The following is a 16668-nucleotide window of genomic DNA, read 5'->3' on the forward strand; positions in this document are numbered from 1 at the left end:
ATGTATCCGTTTCGGACTAGCCTAGGCATCTTATTTCTGATTCTTTTAATCCTCGTTTTACAGCCCCAAGCTGCCTGGGGAGCGATCGCCCAGCCAGAGCAAGTTCCTCTAACGGTGGAGCTATTGCAAGAAAGATTGCGATCGCCCCTCCAAAGCGAAGGCGTACGAACCTTGGACCTGCGCCGAGTCGTAATTGATTTGCGTCCTGAAAATGCGGACTTTCGCGATCAGTTCTACCGATTGATTCAGGCACAACTCCAGCGCTCCCGCAATGTCACAACCGGGGAAATGATTGCTCCACTAGGCTTAGACCTGAGCTATTCCACCATCAAAGGCGAGTTGAATATTAGTGAACTGGGACTGCGATCGTCGCTCTATGGTCAGGAGCTATCGCCGCTTTTAAGCGGGACAGAGCAAGCGCAGTTGAGGCGCGATCGCCGTCGGCTGTCGCAATTGAGCCAACTATCGCGATCGCTGCTGATTCAAGGACAGCCCACCTCCCTACAAATCACTGTGTTTCGGGGGGCGCTCAAACTCGTTCAGACCCGCTTTGAAGACTTCGTTAACTTCACCAACGCCTTCTTCCTCGGTCGCGTCGAAGCTCCAGGAGCAGAGTTTGTTCAGGACACAGACTGGTCAGAGACGCGGTTTAGCCAGCCAGCCAACTTCACCGGAGCTATCTTTCGGCGTGAAGCTCGATTTCGTAACACCATTTTCTTTGAACGGGTCGGATTCAACCTGGGGCGATTTCAGGCAGTTAATTTTCAGGGTAGTGAATTCCGCTCAACCGCTAACTTCAGTCAGTCAGCCTTTCAACAAACCGCAAATTTCAGCCGTACTCAGTGGCAGGGCAACGCCGACTTTGCTCAAACCAATTGGCAAAACTCCGTCTTCTTCAACAGAAGCAAATTCTCCCGTTCTCTCTTCTTGAGTGAAGCTACCTTTGAAAAACTAATTAGCTTTCGAGAAGCTCAGTTTAGCCAGCCCGTCAATTTGCGTGGGGCAAACATTTTAGATCAGGCAGATTTTGGCGATGCTAGCTTTGCCAAAGCCGCTTACCTGAACGTTACAGGGCTTCAGTTCAACTCCGAAGAAGCGAGAATTTTGGGCGATCCGGGGCAGGTGGGGCGAGTGCTTTCTGTACCAACGCTGCAAGGCAACGAAACGCTGCTTCGCAATCTAGTGCGAAACTTTCGCTTGCTAGAGCAAATTCCCGATGCAAATCAGGTGGAATATACGCGAGAAAAGCTGCGGCTGCGGCAGTTGCGGCAGCAGTTGTGGGGCACCAACCTGAACACAGCAACGTTAGAACGGCTTCAGCAAGTGGGTTTCTCACTCACTCAGGCAGAGGCGATCGCCCAATTTCGCACCGAGCAAGCCTTTCGCAACCTTCCCGACCTGCTGAGGGTGAATGAAGTTGATCTGGCGACTTACGTTAAAGTGCGCGATCGCGTCGTCGTCAGCGAACCTCGTTCGGCTGTTGGCTGGACGTTAGATGCACTGCACTGGCTAGGGCTTAGCCTGCTGCTGCTATTAAGTGGCTATGGCACCAATTTTTGGCTCAGTTTTGGAGTCGGCATGATTGCACTAGCCTACTTTGGTGGATTGTTTTGGCTGATCGATCGCCTGCGTCGGTTTCACCCCAAGCCAATCGTTCCAACGCTATCAGAAAGTACCTGGGTTGTTAGCAGTTTTAGCTTATTGTCGCTACTCGGACTCTCAGCCATTTTTCGCACCTCCGAGCAGCCCTGGCTTACACTCACCTGTCTGGCGATTGTGATTATTCCAGTACCAGCAATACTGCTGTTTTTGATCTATCAGCGAGGTCGCTATCACGACCTGATGGACGTTAGCTACTTTGTCGAAGATGGCAGCCTGCGGCAGTTTCGCCTGCTGATTGGCAGATTGCCGAATATGCCTCGGTTTGTCTTTTTTCGCGATCGCTACATGCCCATCCTTTGGGATCGCCGCTGGAACTGGCTCAACTACTTCGACTTCAGCCTGAATAATTTGCTCAAATTTGGCTTCAATGACATTCGCCTGCGCGACGAACATCTACCCGGACTGATCACCACCCTCTCCTGGTATCAGTGGCTTCTGGGCATTCTCTACATCGCACTGCTGCTCTGGACGCTCTCGCGCACCATTCCAGGGCTCAATCTGCTGATTTACTTTAAGTAAAGCAAACAAGTAAGGGGTAATCAGGTTTAGTGAGTTAGCTCTAGGCAGAAGCAGGCTGCTTCATCGCTTCCAACAGCGTAGCCAGGGCCTTATCTTCAGATGGGTTCACCTGACGGTCGAGCAGAGCAATGCTGACGGCCTTCGGGAGAGCGATCGCCGCCACATCCGAATCTAGCCCTTCCATAAGCTGATCGAGCGACTGCGGCACCTTCAGCGCCGATCGAATGCCCAGCAGCGTCGACTCTTCAAACCCCAAGGTCTGAAGTTGAGGATAGAGCTTATCCCAGTTAGGCTTCTCCGAACTGCCCACCTGAATTACATAGGCTAGTAGCCGCTGCAATTTGCTTTGCTGTTGCGGAGTTATTTGCACCTGCGGCGAAGGCACGACCTCTTCTTCAGTCTTACTCTGGTTCAAGTTTTGCAAAATCTGCTGCCAATCGTGAGTATCGCAAGCTTCCGGCTTGCCCACCGTCAGCGAAACAGAAATTTGATTGGAAACCGCATCGATTTGGGTGACTTGTGCCCGCACTCCCAAAAAGCCAAGCCACTGAGCAATCGTATTGACCAGTGTTGAACGAGTCGCCTGACTGTTTGCTAGCAGCCGGATTTGAGTACGAACCATCGGACGAACAATTTGTGAAAGCATAGCAGCAGTGTTAAAAACTATGCGAAATGAATACTACACACCCTAGAATAGCCAACTTGACAAAGTTGCTAATTCTACTACCGGGTGATTCCAGAATTACACGGGAACTAGTCAGTCTGAGTTAACTCATTCTTAACTCAACCTTTAGATATAGGGATTTGCAATCTAGATCACAGCAAATTCGGTTCCTTTGTGAAATTGTTAAGATCACCCGTAGAACTATCCCGATTCTCATTAAAGTTGGGATAACTTTACAGACTAAAGCAATACTCAATTCAAGCTGGTTTTTCAAATCCTATATGGAATCTGGTAGTCGAACCGACAACCCTCCTGGGCGAACTTCTCACAGGTTAGCCAACATCATCGGTACGTTTATAGCTCTCATGACTTTGACCATTCCTGTCTTTGCGATCGCCTACTTCTCTTCAGACAGCGTTGAAATTTGGCAGCCGTCAACCTACCCGCTTCTGCGATCCCAAGATTGATGTAATCAGTACGCAATCGATCAGCGTCATATTCCTCCAAACTCCCTCAAATCAGGGATTTTTAGGAGGAACAGGTTGCCATGAGTTAACCGTCATCCCCTAGAATGCTATTCGAGGGGCAGTTCACACCGTTTCTACATAGAAGCTGAACATTTGACGTGCCCTGCGCGCGTGGGACACGTCAAATGTTCAGTTTTGAAGAGAAGAGACTGGCTGCCCAAAATGCTATTCGATTGGAGAACTGTTGTGGATTTATCGCGCATTCCCCCCCAGCCCAAACCCGGAATTATCAACGTCCTGATCGAAATTCCGGCAGGCAGCAAGAACAAGTACGAATTTGACAAGGACCTCCAGGCTTTTGCACTCGATCGGGTGCTTTATGCCTCAGTGCAATATCCCTATGACTATGGATTTGTGCCCAACACCCTGGCAGACGATGGCGACCCCCTGGACGGTATGGTGATTATGGATCAGCCCACCTTCCCAGGATGCGTCATTGCTGCACGACCCATCGGGATGTTGGAAATGGTGGATGGAGGCGATCGCGACGAAAAAATTCTCTGCGTGCCCGACAAAGACCCCCGCTATGCCCAGGTCAAGTCTTTGAGTGACATCGCTCCTCACCGTCTGGACGAAATTGCTGAATTCTTTAGAACCTATAAAAATCTGGAGAAGAAAGTAACTGAAATCTTAGGCTGGAAAGACGTTGATCATGTTGCTCCGCTGGTTGAAGCCTGCATCAAAGCAGGACAAAAATAAAACTTAAAGAAGTAGTGCCCTCTGCAAATGTCTTACAGGTTTAGCCTGTTTCGCTCAGGGCACTGCTGTATTAAGATGCAGGTTCAGTTGCATCACCCTGGTCACTGCCCAACAAAGTTCTGTAGATTGAATAGAATGCTCTTTATTCAGTGTTCAAACTTCCGTTGGGACTGTTGAAAGTTTGCATTTCCGATTTATTTTCCTGATGCGAGTATTTTGTAGGGGTATATACGAGGAAAAAAGTAGAACGGTCGAAATATAGTGTAGAGAGAGCCTGGTAGTCAATCCTCGCTCTAGCTATTTGGTTCCTGGTGTCACCTCAATTTCTCAGCTATCGGTCAATTTATCGGGCAGTTAAAATTCTGGCTCACAAGTAGAATCTGCAGATAAGACTCTACAAACTACAATGATCCGCTAAGCAAGGGTTAATGCAATTGAAGATGTCAGGTTTTGACTCCCCAATAAAGAGTGTGCAACCCACCAGCAGCAATGCACCCCAAACCAGCGTTTCCCAGGCTTTTACGGTGCAGTTCTGGGGAGTTCGGGGCAGCATTCCTACACCTGGCATCGAAAATGTCCGCTACGGGGGAAACACGGTTTGCGTCGAGATGCAGGTCGGAGGCAAACGGCTAATTTTTGACGGCGGCACCGGACTGCGCGTTCTAGGTAGAACGATGGTAAAGCAGATGCCCGTCTCCGCTCACTTATTCTTTACGCACACCCACTGGGATCGGATTCAAGGCTTTCCGTTTTTTATTCCTGCCTTTATTGCGGGCAACTCTTTTGACATCTATGGCTCCATTGGCCCTAATGGAGCTTCGATTAAGCAGCGCCTTAGCGATCAAATGCTGCGTCCTAATTTTCCGGTGCCACTTCAGGTCATGCGATCTGAGATGCGGTTTCACGACATCTCTCCCGGCTCCATGCTCTCGCTAGACGACGTTATCGTCGAAACGATCGCCCTCAACCGCCCGAACAGCGCCTTGGGTTATCGCATTAGCTGGAATGGTCATTCTGTCGTCTACGCAACGGACACCGAGCATTCGTCAGAAAAGCTAGACCAGAGTTTGCTCTATTTGGCGCATCAGGCAGATTTGCTGATCTATGATGCTGCCTACGCAGATCACACTTATTACACGCCCAGCACAGACGCAGCCGAGCACAAGCCCGCAACCTGGCAAGCTGGTATTGAGGTGGCAGTTGCCGCCAACGTTAAGCAGATGGTCATGTTTCATCACGACCCTGCCCATGACGACAACTTTTTGGACCAAGTTGAGGCAGAAGTTCAGTCTAGTTTCCCTAATGTGCAGTTAGCTCGGGAAGGCGTGGTGCTACAAATTTGCCAGGAATAAGCCCGAGACGACTCTAAGTCTTGATCGGGGTACTTAGCATAATCGTGAAGAACTCAATAATTACCATCAGCAACGGGAAAGCAATGCCTGCTAGCCCTAAGCCGCCAATCAATTGACCCAGCCAAATGCGAAGAGTCTTTTCATTTCCGGGATCTCGTTCGTTAGCAATAGCCATATAGCGAGAGCTAGCTCCCACCATAAAAGCTCCTATGATTCCCAACGGTAAACTCATCAGGAACCAGGACTGCAAGCGATCGCCCGGTTGAATCAGCCTGAACGTAGGAAAAATAACGAAACTAACGACTTCCAGGGCAAGCCAAACGCCAATGCAAACAAAGAAGTCTTTCTTGGCGAGATCATCGAGTGAAAAATTGTTCATGATTTAACGGAGGTAGACACCTTGAAACCTTGGAACTACTAATCCGGTAGTAACATCACTTTGCCCTAGAATACAGCGGTTAAACAGGGTTTATGGTGCTGGTCAGTCAAGCTAGGGCGAATAGGTGAGGGGCAAAGCCCCTCACCTATTCGCCTAATAGTAGCAGCACATCATTAGCAATTCACGTATTGCTCCATTTCCCAGGGAGTGACTGCCATGCTGTAGGCGTTCCATTCCTGATATTTGAAGTCAAGAAAAGTTTTAGCCGCCTGCTCCCCTAAAGTAGCCATGATCAGCGGGTCTTGCTCTAGACAGTGCAGTGCTTCTATCAGGCTGGTGGGTAGGGTTTGTAGGTCAGAAAACTCTGAACCCCGGACAAACATATTTTCGTCAAGCCGTTCCTTGGGTTGTAGGTGATTCGCAATGCCGTCTAACCCGGCCGCCAACAAGCCTGCCTGCGCTAGATACAAATTGGCAGCACCATCAACCAGACGACACTCAAACCGTCCGCCTTCGGGAATGCGAATCATGTGGGTGCGGTTGTTGCCACCGTAGGAAATGTAGCGAGGTGCCCAACAGCTTCCCGAAACGCTGGTACTGGCGGCTAACCGCTTGTAAGAGGTAACCGTAGGGGTACACAGAGCAGAAACGCCCCGCGCGTGAGCCAGGATGCCTGCGAGAAATTCGTAGCCGATCGCCGCCAAACCTAGCTCATCCTTAGCATCGGCAAAGGCATTCTCCCCGTCATTCCATAGGCTCATGTGCAGATGTGCGCCGTTTCCGGTGAGGTGGCTAAACGGTTTGGGCATGAAAGTGGCAGTCAATCCTCGTTGCTCTGCCAGAGTTTTCACCATGTATTTGAAGAAAACGTGACGATCGGCAGTCGTTAGCGCATCGCTGTATGTCCAGTTCAGTTCAAATTGTCCATTTGCGTCTTCGTGGTCACACTGGTAAGGCTCCCAGCCCAAACTTTCCATATAGCCAACCAGCGTCGAAATCAGGTCAAACTGACGCATCAGGTTGAGTTGGTCGTAGCAGGGGCGTACAGCCGTATCCATTGAATCGGCAATTTGATAACCCTGTTCGCCTTTCTTTAGCAAGAAAAATTCTGCCTCAACGCCCGTTTTGTAGCTGTAGCCGAGGCTTTCACAGCGCTGAAGGACTTGCTTAAAAATATTTCTAGGAGCCGCTGCAAACGGTTCGCCATCCATGTAAATGTCGCTAGCTAACCAGCCAACGTTGGTTTGCCAGGGCAACACAATTAGAGAATTGGGGTCAGGAATGGCGGCGATGTCATGGGCATCTGGACCTAGCCCCAGGTTGGAGGCAAACGGCGCAAAGAAGGCACCATCTGACTCAACCGCAGCAATTTTGGCAGCTGGAACCAGCTTAGAGCGAGTTCCACCCAGCAAGTCAGTGTAAGAAACCAGGAAAAAATCCAGGTTTAGCTCATCTGCTAACTTAACCAGGCTGCGATCGCGAGACAACATGCTGACCATAGCAGACTCTCCAAAACACCTTCAGACGCTTTGCCCTCAAGTAAATCAATCTTGTTATGACAAGTTTGTATAGGGCGATACGCCTGGTTGGGATGGAGTTTGTTAAGTTCGCGTTACGGGTTAGGCGCTGGGTGATGGAGTGTCAGGGTATGAGTGAGACGGTGGATATTGTGGTGGTAGGGGGTGGGTGCATTGGAGCAGCGATCGCCCTTCATCTAGCAGAACAGCAAGCAGGAAAAGTACTGCTGCTAGAGCAAAAGCAGTTGGCGAATGGCGCTTCGGGTAAAGGCATCGGAATTATTCGCACCCACTACACCCATCCCGTCTTAGCAAAACTGGCCTACGCCTCACTTCAGCTTTTTCACAACTTTGAAGAGCGGTTTGGTGGCTATGACAGCGGCTTCAATCCCTGTGGCTACTTCATCCTGGTTGGCGATTCCGATGTTGACACCCTTAAGGATGTCGTTTCAATGCACCAGCCATTAGGCATTGACGTGCAGATGGTTTCCCCCGCTGAAGCGCAGGCGCAGATGCCATTTCTGCGAATTGATGATGTAGCTGCGGCAGCTTATGAGCCCAATTCTGGCTATGGCAGTCCTCCCAAAACAACAATCGCCCTGGCAAACCGTGCTGCCGAGTTGGGCGTTGAGGTTCGCACAGAAACCCCTGTCACGGGCATCAAGCTAGACCTGGAAGGGCGAATTGAGGCAGTTAGTACCCCAACTGGGGACATTGCTACCCGCACCGTTGTAGATTGTGTCGGTCCCTGGGCTAGAAAATTCACCGAAGCATTGGGGTTGCCCTTTCCGGTTAGCCCTGTTGTCGAGCATGTGGTGGTGATGGAGCGTCCTACTGAATATGCCGCACCGCACCCCGTTGTATCTGATTTAGTGAATCTGTGTTACGTGCGATCGGATGCCGACCAGCCCTACACCCGCATTGGTAACTCAGACCCAAAATATCACCCGCAGTTTTTGCTGCCTGATGCTGACCAGTTTCACGGACAGCAGTTTCCTGACATTTGCGAAACGCTTCAGCAAAAGTTAATTCACCGCTGCCCTATTTTAGAAACAGCCCCGGTTGTTGAAACGTACTCCGGTATTTGGGGAATTACGCCTGACTACCAGCCGATTATCGATCGCCTCGACCACATTCCCGGACTCTACTGCGCCGTTGGCTTTAGCGGACACGGATATAAACTTAGCCCGATCATTGGCGACCTAATGAGCCGCTTTATCCTGGGCAAGATTGATGATCAGGTCAAGCTACTCGACCTCTTCCGCTTCAGCCGCTTCCAAGAAAACAGTTTGATTCAACCACCCATTCGCTACGCCAGAGCAGGTGGATTAAGGTGATGAATTCATTTGGACATGCCTGATCAAAAAGCCTCTGGGCTGAGAGGGAGCAAGGTTTCAGGTCTCAAGTGCGTAATTTTGAAAACTTGAAAATTGCTTCACGCTTCGATGGTGATATCTGACACTTCAATCGCGACGTCTACAGTGTCCAGCGGCGATACTTCATGCTTCGACAGTGATGCTCAGTGTTCCGGCAGTCATGCTTGGAGGTTCAACCGCGATGGCTGATGCTTTGGCAGTGATACTCAGAGGTTTAACCGCGATGCTGGGAGGTTCAACCGGGATGTCTCATGCTTCAGCGGTGATGTTCGGAGATCCAACCGGAATGCTCGGAGGTTCAACTAGGATGCTCAGAGGTTCAATTAGGATGCTCAGAGATTCAACCGGAATGTCTCATGCTTTGGCAGCCTCTTCCATCACGGTCTGCAACTCTTTAGTCAGGGTAGCAACGGCTTGACGACGGCTTGACTGATAAGCTTCCCAATAATCAGAGACAGAAATGGGTGCACCGACCGTCATCTTGACCTGCTGCTGCCCCAGTTTCGGACGGGGAAAGGGAGATTTGCCTTTGATGCGCGTTACCATGTCCCACAGCAGCAGCGTTGTCTCGGCAAACCGTTCAACGGTGAGCTTTTCAGCGACGTAGTGCCCCGTGACGCTGACAAAGGTTTCTACCAGGCGCATGTGCCACAGCCGCAGGTCGGCTTCCTCGGCGACGCGGTCAGCCAATCCTCGCTCGACGGGAGAAAGGGCTTCGATTTGCTTCAGGTCTTCTCGATAAATTCGATCCCAGCCAGCCTGCTCCAGACGACGACAGCGATCGCTCAAATTTCCTTTGGGCGGCAGGTCAAAGAACTGCTCTGCCACGCTCAGAGCCGCACTTAGCAAAGCCTGGAGACGATGAGCAAGCTGTTCGTTGGAGCTGAGAAGAGAAGGGTCTGGGGAACCTTCAGCAGATGATGTCGAAGCTGCTGCTGGAACAGCCGGGAATGATTGACCGTAAAACTTCTTGTAAAACTGCTCCATCAGCGTCAGCAAATGTTCGCCCAATCGGTAAAGCCTGCGGTAGAGAAGAGTTTGGCGATGCGAAGCAGTTCCCCCTTTGGGGTAATCGCCCTCACTCCCACCCACTGCCGCCGCTTCTGGAACCAACCCGCTCTCCAACTCCAGTCGGCTCAACAACTGTTCTACCAAGTCCCAGGGTGGTTCTACATAGCGATACTGGATGCCAATGGGCACGATTAAGACCTGCTCCGTCCGTCCTGCCTTGTGCAAATCCTCCACACACCAAAAGCCAAACTGAGCAATCCCCGGTTCGATTGGGCTGACAATTTCGTTGTGTCCATTGGTTGCCCCTTCAGGAGCCGCCGCCATAGGAAATTGTCCATTGGCAAACAGTTCTCGGATCGAGCGCAGCCCCATCAGATCGACCTTACCCCGCCGAATTGGAGTTCCCCCTAAGCGCGAGTAGAGCCAGCCAACGAACTTACCTGCCCACAGCGGAATTCCCCGGTCATAAATAAAGTGGGCATGGATCGGAGCTTTGACCGGAATGCCCTGCTGCCGCATCGTCTGAGACACCTGCCGCCACAGCATATCTGCCATGCTGTAAGGGTCGTTGGTACTAGGATGGCGAAAGGCAATCAGCAAGCGGATCTTGCCGTCCTGAAACTGTTTGTATAGTTGTGCCAGGGTTTCAAGATTGCTGACCTCAATGTCTGTAATCCCAACTCGCCAACGTCGCCAGGTGGGCAGCAGCGATCGCACCGCTCCAAACACCAGTGGATCAAACTGAGAGGGAATAAACTCTAGCGGCGGTTGAGCGTGGATGTTGGGATTGGGCATTGGTCACAGCAGGGCGATGGGAATCAGGCGATTTAGAGCCATTTACCATTAAAGCAATCTTAGTTGGGCTTCCACTGCTTCGATGGCGGGGCGATTGCCAAAATCATCCTCCTCCAGCAAATCCACCTCGGCTGAACCTAGCCAAACAGCCTGTTCCTTTGCCATTAAGCTTTGAGCCACCTCCAGCATTTCACCTGCGATGTCCTTCAGGTTGGGCTGATTGTCCAGATACGCTTGCAGTGCCTCAATCGGATCAATGCCACTGCCTGCACCCAGTTCAGGTAATCGAGGACGAGCAAGCTGGCTCACCAACTCAGCGTGAATCGTGTATGTATGAGCAGCACTGAGCGCATCATGCAACGCAGCACTGTCAATTTGGCTAAGCTGATCCGAGCGAAGCTGATAGACCAGACGGACCACCGCCTCTTCAATTGTTTCTAGCTGAATCGCCTGGAGTAACGCCGCTTGCGGATCTTCTACCTTAGATAAATCGACTCGCAGCGTGCGAAACGCGCGGACGGGTAAGGGGCAAAACTCTAGCTGAGTGCGATCGCCTCCTAACTCAACCAGTACATAGCCCTTTTCCTCTTGCTCCTCGCTAAAGTCAACCCGCTCAATACTGCCCGGATACACGACTGGCGGCTGCTCCGCCAAAATCTGATGTCGATGCACGTGCCCTAACGCCACATAGTCAAAACAGGGACGGTTGAGCAACGCCATCGGCACCGTAAATCCCTTACCAACTGCCAAAAACCGCTCTGCCCCAAATCTTGCCGTATCAGTCATCAAATGAGCCAGCAGCACCGTTGGAATATCTGGATCAAGCCGCCGAATTTCCCCTTCTAAGGCAACCCGTAGGCGATCGATCAGCAGATCATTCACCTCTACCAGAGATAAACCTTCCGTTTCAGGACGGGTGAGCAGGGTAGAACGGGTGAGCCAGGGCAGCGTAATGATTTGTATGGCTCCGCTGCGGGTTTGAATCGTGTGAGTTTCCAGGCGATCGCCCACCACAAATCCCGGAATTCCCAACGTGCGATAAATGCACAGACTCGCACCCCCCTGACCCTGAGCGTGCTGGTCATGATTTCCCACCAGCAGCACCGTCGGAATCTGAGCATCCACCAAACGGCGAAACTGCGCCGCAAACGCCTGTTGCACAATCGGCGGTGGCGTCGCATCGGGGAACGCATCCCCACCAAATAGGACTAAATCAACCGGTTCAGAAACTGCCCGGTCAATACACAGCCCCAGCGTCTTTACAAAATCTTCGAGCCGCGTATTCAACCCCGTCTCTGGGTTAATTCGCCCATGCGAAAACCCGCTACCCAAATGAATATCCGAAAGATGAAGAATCTTAACCATCGAGCCATGCGTTGACAGCATTACGCTCAACGGTAGCACGATGGCTAAGGACTGGGAGCTAGCCCCCAGTCCCTAGCCCCTAACCCCTTCTCTCAAATATGAATTCCACACTCCGTTTTACCTGTCCCGCGCCAGCGTCCGGCCCGCTCGTCTTCGCCTTCGGCAATGGGAGTCGTGATCGGTTCATCGCCAATACTGGGATAGCCCTGGTCATGTAGCGGATTGTAAATCACACCATGCTTCGCGACGTATTCCCAGCTTTGCTTGCGAGTCCAGTTAGCTAGCGGATTGACCTTGAGGCGTTGGTTTGCGTCTAGCTCCAGAACGGGCATATCAGCACGAGTGGTTGCCTGATCGCGGCGACGTCCCGTAATCCAGGCTTTGCTGTCCAGTTCTTTTAAGCTGCGCTGCAAAGGCTCAATTTTGGTCAAGTGATGAAACTTCTGGATGTCAGTATCCCAAAGCGCTTCACCGTACCGTGCAGCAAAGGCTTCGCGAGTTTCCACGTCGGGAATCTTGTAAGTCTTCAAGTCCAAGCTATAGATTTCTTCAGCTTTGGCAACCAGTTCCAGGGTTTGCGGGAAGTGATGCAGCGTATCCAGGAAAATCACAGGAACGGGTTGAGCAGGGATGATTTGACGATAGAGAATGTCCGTGATGATCAGATCATCGACATTAAAAGCACTCGTCTGCACCAGCCCAGTTGGGAAGTTAGCCACACACCAAAAAAGGACTTCCGACGGGTGAGCAGTCTCAAATCTTTGGTTTAGCTCATTCAGATCGAAACTCTGATTCTGGCTTTTGCGCTCTACGGAATAACTAGTCATTTCTTCAGTAAGCTTATTTGTGTTTCTACAGACAATTTTAGCTTGAGAAAAGGCTCGTATTCCGATCGGAAAACAGGTCTTACTAGTTCATGAGAGATTTTCTATGCGGTTAATTCTATACAGCAAGCCCGGATGTCATCTGTGTGAAGGACTTGAGGAAAAACTAGGGCAAATTCAAACGCTACAGTTTGAGCTAGAGGTGAGAGACATTACCACTCGCAAAGATTGGTTTGAAGCCTTTCAATATGAAATTCCAGTCCTCTTCCTGGAAGCAACCTCCAACCCCCAATCCCCAATTCCCCTCCCTCGCCTCTCCCCTCGTGCCACGATCGCCCAAGTGGAGCAGATGCTACAGAAATATGGGGTAGGAAATAGTTCAGAATAGGCGCAGCAGATGTGAGGAGTTGTTGACATGAAATTACGAGAACTCTTGATGACTTTGCCCGAATCCGTTCAAATACCGGAGCATCCGGCTCTAGAGGCTGAGGTAAAAGGGTTGGCGACCAATTCTCATGCCTGTCAGCCAGGAGATTTATTTGTTGGGATGCCAGGAACACGGGTAGATGGGGGTGAGTTTTGGCCAAGTGCGATCGCCACAGGGGCGATCGCTGCCCTAGTTTCTACCTCAGCCGCTCAAAAACAGCCTTTAACGGATTCAACGGCTTGCGTCATTCCCGTAGCCGACATGGTGCAGGCTTGCGCTCAGGTAGCGACGGCATTCTATGGCTATCCGGCACAGCAGCTTCAACTGGTCGGAGTGACCGGTACTAACGGTAAGACAACCACGACTCACCTAATCGAGTTTCTGCTGAACCAGACACAGCAGCCGACCGCCCTGATGGGAACGCTCTACACTCGCTGGGCGGGTCATCAGCAAACGGCAGTTCATACCACGCCCTTCGCGGTGGAGTTGCAGCAGCAGTTGGCTGAAGCGGTGGCAGCAGGCTGCAAGCTAGGTGTGATGGAAGTCAGTTCTCATGCGCTGGCGCAGGGGCGAGTGATGGGTTGCCCCTTTGAGGTAGCGGTGTTTACCAACTTGACTCAGGATCATCTGGACTATCACCGCGACATGGAAGACTATTTTTCTGCCAAGGCGCTGCTGTTTTCAACGGACTACCTCAAAGGTCGAGCAATTGTGAATCTAGATGATGCTTATGGACAGCGGCTAGTTCAACAATTGCAGCCTGAGCAAGTCTGGACATACAGCGTTACGGGTCAGACGGCAGATTTGTGGACAAGCGATTTGGTATATGAGCCAGATGGGGTAAAGGGCATTTTGCACACACCCAAGGGAGAAGCGGCGTTTCAATCTCCGCTAGTCGGGCAGTTTAACTTGTCAAATCTGTTAGCGGCGGTAGGGGCAGTGCTGCACTTAGGTGTGGAATTGGAGGCGATCGCTCACTCCTTGCCTCTCTTCACGGGCGTTCCTGGACGAATGGAGCAGGTGCAGATTACTCCGACGCAAGATATCAACGTCGTTGTGGACTATGCTCACACGCCCGACAGTTTAGAAAATTTGCTAAAAGCAGCACGTCCTTTCATTCCGGCTCGGATGATCTGTGTATTTGGCTGCGGGGGCGATCGCGATCGCACCAAGCGTCCCCTGATGGGCAAAATTGCCGCAGAACTGGCGGATTGGGCGATTGTCACTTCAGACAATCCCCGAACTGAAGATCCAGAGCGAATTTTGCAGGACATTCTCACGGGCATTCCCGACACGGTAGAGCCGCTAGTCATTGGCGATCGTGCCGAGGCAATTCGCACCGCTATTTTGCAAGCTAAGGCTGGAGATGGCGTACTAATTGCTGGAAAAGGGCATGAAGACTATCAAATTTTAGGTACAGAAAAAGTTCACTTTGATGACCGAGAACAGGCACGGGCAGCCTTGACTGAGCGGCTTGATCAGGCAGATTAATTCGACAGAATGAGGCAGATTTCTGATCGAAATGTGTATCTATTTAGCTGATGCAAATTTAGGAATGGTGGATAAATTTCTAAACCAGGTTTAACCTAATAAGCAGTGAACTTACGGTTGAAATCTGTCTTGAATAACAGCTCAAACGTGAAGCGTATGAGCCTTTAAAGTGACTCGTTTTGAAGCTAAAGCTTTTTCTCAAAGATTTTTAGTTGCCAAAACGAGTTAGCCTTATGTCTTTATGGTTTGTGTTAAACCCTGGTCTAGAAAATCATTCAGATTTTTTGGCGAAATGCTCGACGCGCTAGTACATAGCAGCAGTGGCGATCGCCTTGTTATTGCTGCTATAGCCTCATTCCTCTGTTCATCACCTCACCCTCATGAACTCATCCAGCCTCCAGGACGTTTCCCTTTATGAGCTAGCCCACAGCTCAGAGACCGCTCCTCGTCCTTTGCAGGTTAGCCCGACTATCTTTAAGTCCATGGTCAGTACCTTGATGGACTTGCTGCTTGACCAAAGAATTCCTGCAACTCTATGGCTAAAACTACCCCGTGGCGAAGCTTGGCAATCTGAGATTGAGCGTTTTCAAAAGTCAGTCAGTGTTCCCTCTTCGCTCTACATTCTCAGTTCTCATCGGGAGGAGGCTAAAAAGCAGACGGCGATCGCAGACTTTGATCAATTCGACCCGTTAGCGCCATCAGACCCACTAGCTGAACTCGAACCCGAAGCAACAGACGAGTCACAGGAGTCCTCATTCGCAGCACCGACCGATGAACTAGAAGATGAATGGTTGGACGTTCGCGATCCCGTGCCCCCTTTGACTGGACACGCGGGTAGCCTAACCTTACCTCTGGCGGCTGAGAGCAACTTGAGGCGAGAATACTTTTTGCTGGTGTTATCAGCTGATTTTTGTGGGTTGGTGCTGGCTCATCGACCTCGTTCCATGCGAGCGCCCCGAGATAGTGACAATCAAGACACCCTATTCAGCAGCCCTAAATCCATCCCAACAGGCGACGAAGAGGTCGATCGCAAGCATCCCTTATTGGGACTTTTCACCCTGAATGGTGAGACGATCCAGCAAGTTTTAGAAGGAATCCATCGCGCCGTTTGTTTTGGGCAATCGCAGGCTGAACCAACTGCTGAAATTGAAGAACTGCTAGTTAATTGGGATGGGTTTGTCGAGCAAGTGACAGATTGCCCACTCAACCCAAGCCTGTTGAGCCATTTATTTACTAAACAAGTTCAGCGACAAGAAGAAATCTGGTACAGCACGGCACTCTGGCGCAGACAGGCGGATGCGGCGGCAGCGCTTCAGCTTGAAAATGAGGAACTGCTCCATTCCATTCGGCTCAAGGACGAATTTCTGAAGCATGTTGGGCAAGAGTTGCGGACACCGTTGACCACCATGAAAACGGCTCTTACCCTACTCGCTTCTCCCAGTCTTAAGACGCCTCAACGCCAGCGCTACATGGAGATGTTGACCCACGAGTGCGATCGCCAGAGTTCTCTCATCACCAGTGTGCTCGACCTAGTGCAGATTGAAGATGCAGTTGACACCCCGATGCAGCCGCTACGCCTGATCGAAGCAGTCCCCGGAATTGTCAGCACCTATCAGCCGCTAGCTCAGGAAAAGGGCATCATGCTAGCCTACACTGTGCCTGAAGACCTGCCACCCGTCTCCTGCCTGCCCAACTGGCTGAGGCAGATCGTCATTAACCTTTTGCACAACAGCATTAAATTCACCCCTGAAGGCGGACAGGTGTGGGTCAAGGCAAGACAACAGGGCGACTATATTCAAGTAGAAGTGCGAGACACCGGAATTGGCATTCCACCCGCCGAAATCCCCCGAATCTTCGAGCGCTTCTATCGAGTACGTCAGGGTGGTGCAGACGACCAAAACGGCGCGGGTTTAGGGCTGTCCATTGTCCATCAGCTTTTGCTGCGCTGTGGTGGCTCTATCTCAGTGAGAAGTAAACCCGGCGAGGGGTCGGCTTTTATCGTACTGCTACCGCTCTATAGCTCTAGTCATAAAGGTTAAGACAAAGAAGGGAGGCAGGGC

Annotated in this window: 14 protein-coding genes; 8 read left to right on the forward strand and 6 right to left on the reverse strand. The window is 51.1% G+C overall.

Annotation, left to right across the window (positions count from 1 at the left end; genetic code table 11):
* Positions 1–2181, forward strand: coding sequence for a pentapeptide repeat-containing protein (locus H6F93_RS20775; protein WP_190684760.1), 2181 nt, complete (start codon positions 1–3; stop codon positions 2179–2181).
* Positions 2182–2221: 40 nt separating this feature from the next.
* Here H6F93_RS20775 and H6F93_RS20780 read toward each other — a convergent pair whose 3' ends face one another.
* Positions 2222–2827 (reverse strand): hypothetical protein, encoded by a 606-nt coding sequence (locus H6F93_RS20780; protein WP_190684763.1) that lies wholly within the window; start codon positions 2825–2827, stop codon positions 2222–2224.
* A 299-nt stretch (positions 2828–3126) separates the two neighbouring features.
* Here H6F93_RS20780 and H6F93_RS20785 point away from each other — a divergent pair, with 299 nt between their 5' ends.
* The 3 genes from H6F93_RS20785 (at position 3127) to H6F93_RS20795 (ending at position 5423) form a co-directional block, all read left to right on the forward strand.
* On the forward strand, positions 3127–3312 hold the full coding sequence (locus H6F93_RS20785; protein ID WP_190641804.1) for a TLTLP motif-containing protein: 186 nt from the start codon (positions 3127–3129) through the stop codon (positions 3310–3312).
* A 246-nt stretch (positions 3313–3558) separates the two neighbouring features.
* A complete protein-coding gene (locus tag H6F93_RS20790) occupies positions 3559–4071 on the forward strand; it encodes an inorganic diphosphatase (protein WP_190684766.1) in 513 nt (170 codons plus the stop codon).
* Between the two features lie 470 nt (positions 4072–4541).
* Positions 4542–5423 carry an MBL fold metallo-hydrolase gene (locus H6F93_RS20795; RefSeq protein ID WP_524537984.1) on the forward strand — a complete coding sequence of 294 codons (882 nt, stop codon included), beginning with the start codon at positions 4542–4544 and terminating at the stop codon, positions 5421–5423.
* A 13-nt stretch (positions 5424–5436) separates the two neighbouring features.
* On the opposite strand, the gene H6F93_RS20800 is transcribed toward H6F93_RS20795, so the two are convergent.
* Complete coding sequence (locus tag H6F93_RS20800) at positions 5437–5802, reverse strand: hypothetical protein (RefSeq protein ID WP_190641807.1); 366 nt, start codon at positions 5800–5802, stop codon at positions 5437–5439.
* Between the two features lie 173 nt (positions 5803–5975).
* Entirely contained in the window at positions 5976–7301 is a 1326-nt protein-coding gene (gene glnT, locus H6F93_RS20805) for a type III glutamate--ammonia ligase (RefSeq protein ID WP_190641808.1), read from the reverse strand.
* A 56-nt stretch (positions 7302–7357) separates the two neighbouring features.
* Here glnT and H6F93_RS20810 point away from each other — a divergent pair, with 56 nt between their 5' ends.
* A complete protein-coding gene (locus H6F93_RS20810) occupies positions 7358–8656 on the forward strand; it encodes an NAD(P)/FAD-dependent oxidoreductase (RefSeq protein ID WP_190684770.1) in 1299 nt (432 codons plus the stop codon).
* A 393-nt stretch (positions 8657–9049) separates the two neighbouring features.
* Here H6F93_RS20810 and H6F93_RS20815 read toward each other — a convergent pair whose 3' ends face one another.
* From H6F93_RS20815 to cysH, 3 genes are all read right to left on the reverse strand, one after another.
* Positions 9050–10501: a 1-acyl-sn-glycerol-3-phosphate acyltransferase gene (locus tag H6F93_RS20815; RefSeq protein WP_190684774.1), complete on the reverse strand. Its 1452-nt coding sequence runs from the start codon at positions 10499–10501 to the stop codon at positions 9050–9052.
* 48 nt (positions 10502–10549) lie between these two features.
* Positions 10550–11866 carry an exonuclease subunit SbcD gene (gene sbcD, locus H6F93_RS20820; RefSeq protein ID WP_190684777.1) on the reverse strand — a complete coding sequence of 439 codons (1317 nt, stop codon included), beginning with the start codon at positions 11864–11866 and terminating at the stop codon, positions 10550–10552.
* 92 nt (positions 11867–11958) lie between these two features.
* On the reverse strand, positions 11959–12693 hold the full coding sequence (gene cysH, locus H6F93_RS20825) for a phosphoadenosine phosphosulfate reductase (protein ID WP_190684780.1): 735 nt from the start codon (positions 12691–12693) through the stop codon (positions 11959–11961).
* 103 nt (positions 12694–12796) lie between these two features.
* Here cysH and H6F93_RS20830 point away from each other — a divergent pair, with 103 nt between their 5' ends.
* From H6F93_RS20830 to H6F93_RS20840, 3 genes are all read left to right on the forward strand, one after another.
* Entirely contained in the window at positions 12797–13078 is a 282-nt protein-coding gene (locus H6F93_RS20830) for a glutaredoxin family protein (protein ID WP_190684783.1), read from the forward strand.
* Between the two features lie 27 nt (positions 13079–13105).
* The gene (locus H6F93_RS20835) at positions 13106–14608 is read left to right on the forward strand and encodes a UDP-N-acetylmuramoyl-L-alanyl-D-glutamate--2,6-diaminopimelate ligase (RefSeq protein ID WP_190684786.1); all 1503 of its coding nucleotides are present in this window, start codon (positions 13106–13108) and stop codon (positions 14606–14608) included.
* Between the two features lie 380 nt (positions 14609–14988).
* The gene (locus H6F93_RS20840; protein WP_190684788.1) at positions 14989–16647 is read left to right on the forward strand and encodes an ATP-binding protein; all 1659 of its coding nucleotides are present in this window, start codon (positions 14989–14991) and stop codon (positions 16645–16647) included.
* Positions 16648–16668: the final 21 nt, after the last annotated feature.

Origin of the sequence: Leptolyngbya sp. FACHB-671 (assembly GCF_014695745.1) — a bacterium.
Taxonomy (GTDB): domain Bacteria; phylum Cyanobacteriota; class Cyanobacteriia; order Elainellales; family Elainellaceae; genus JAAUTN01.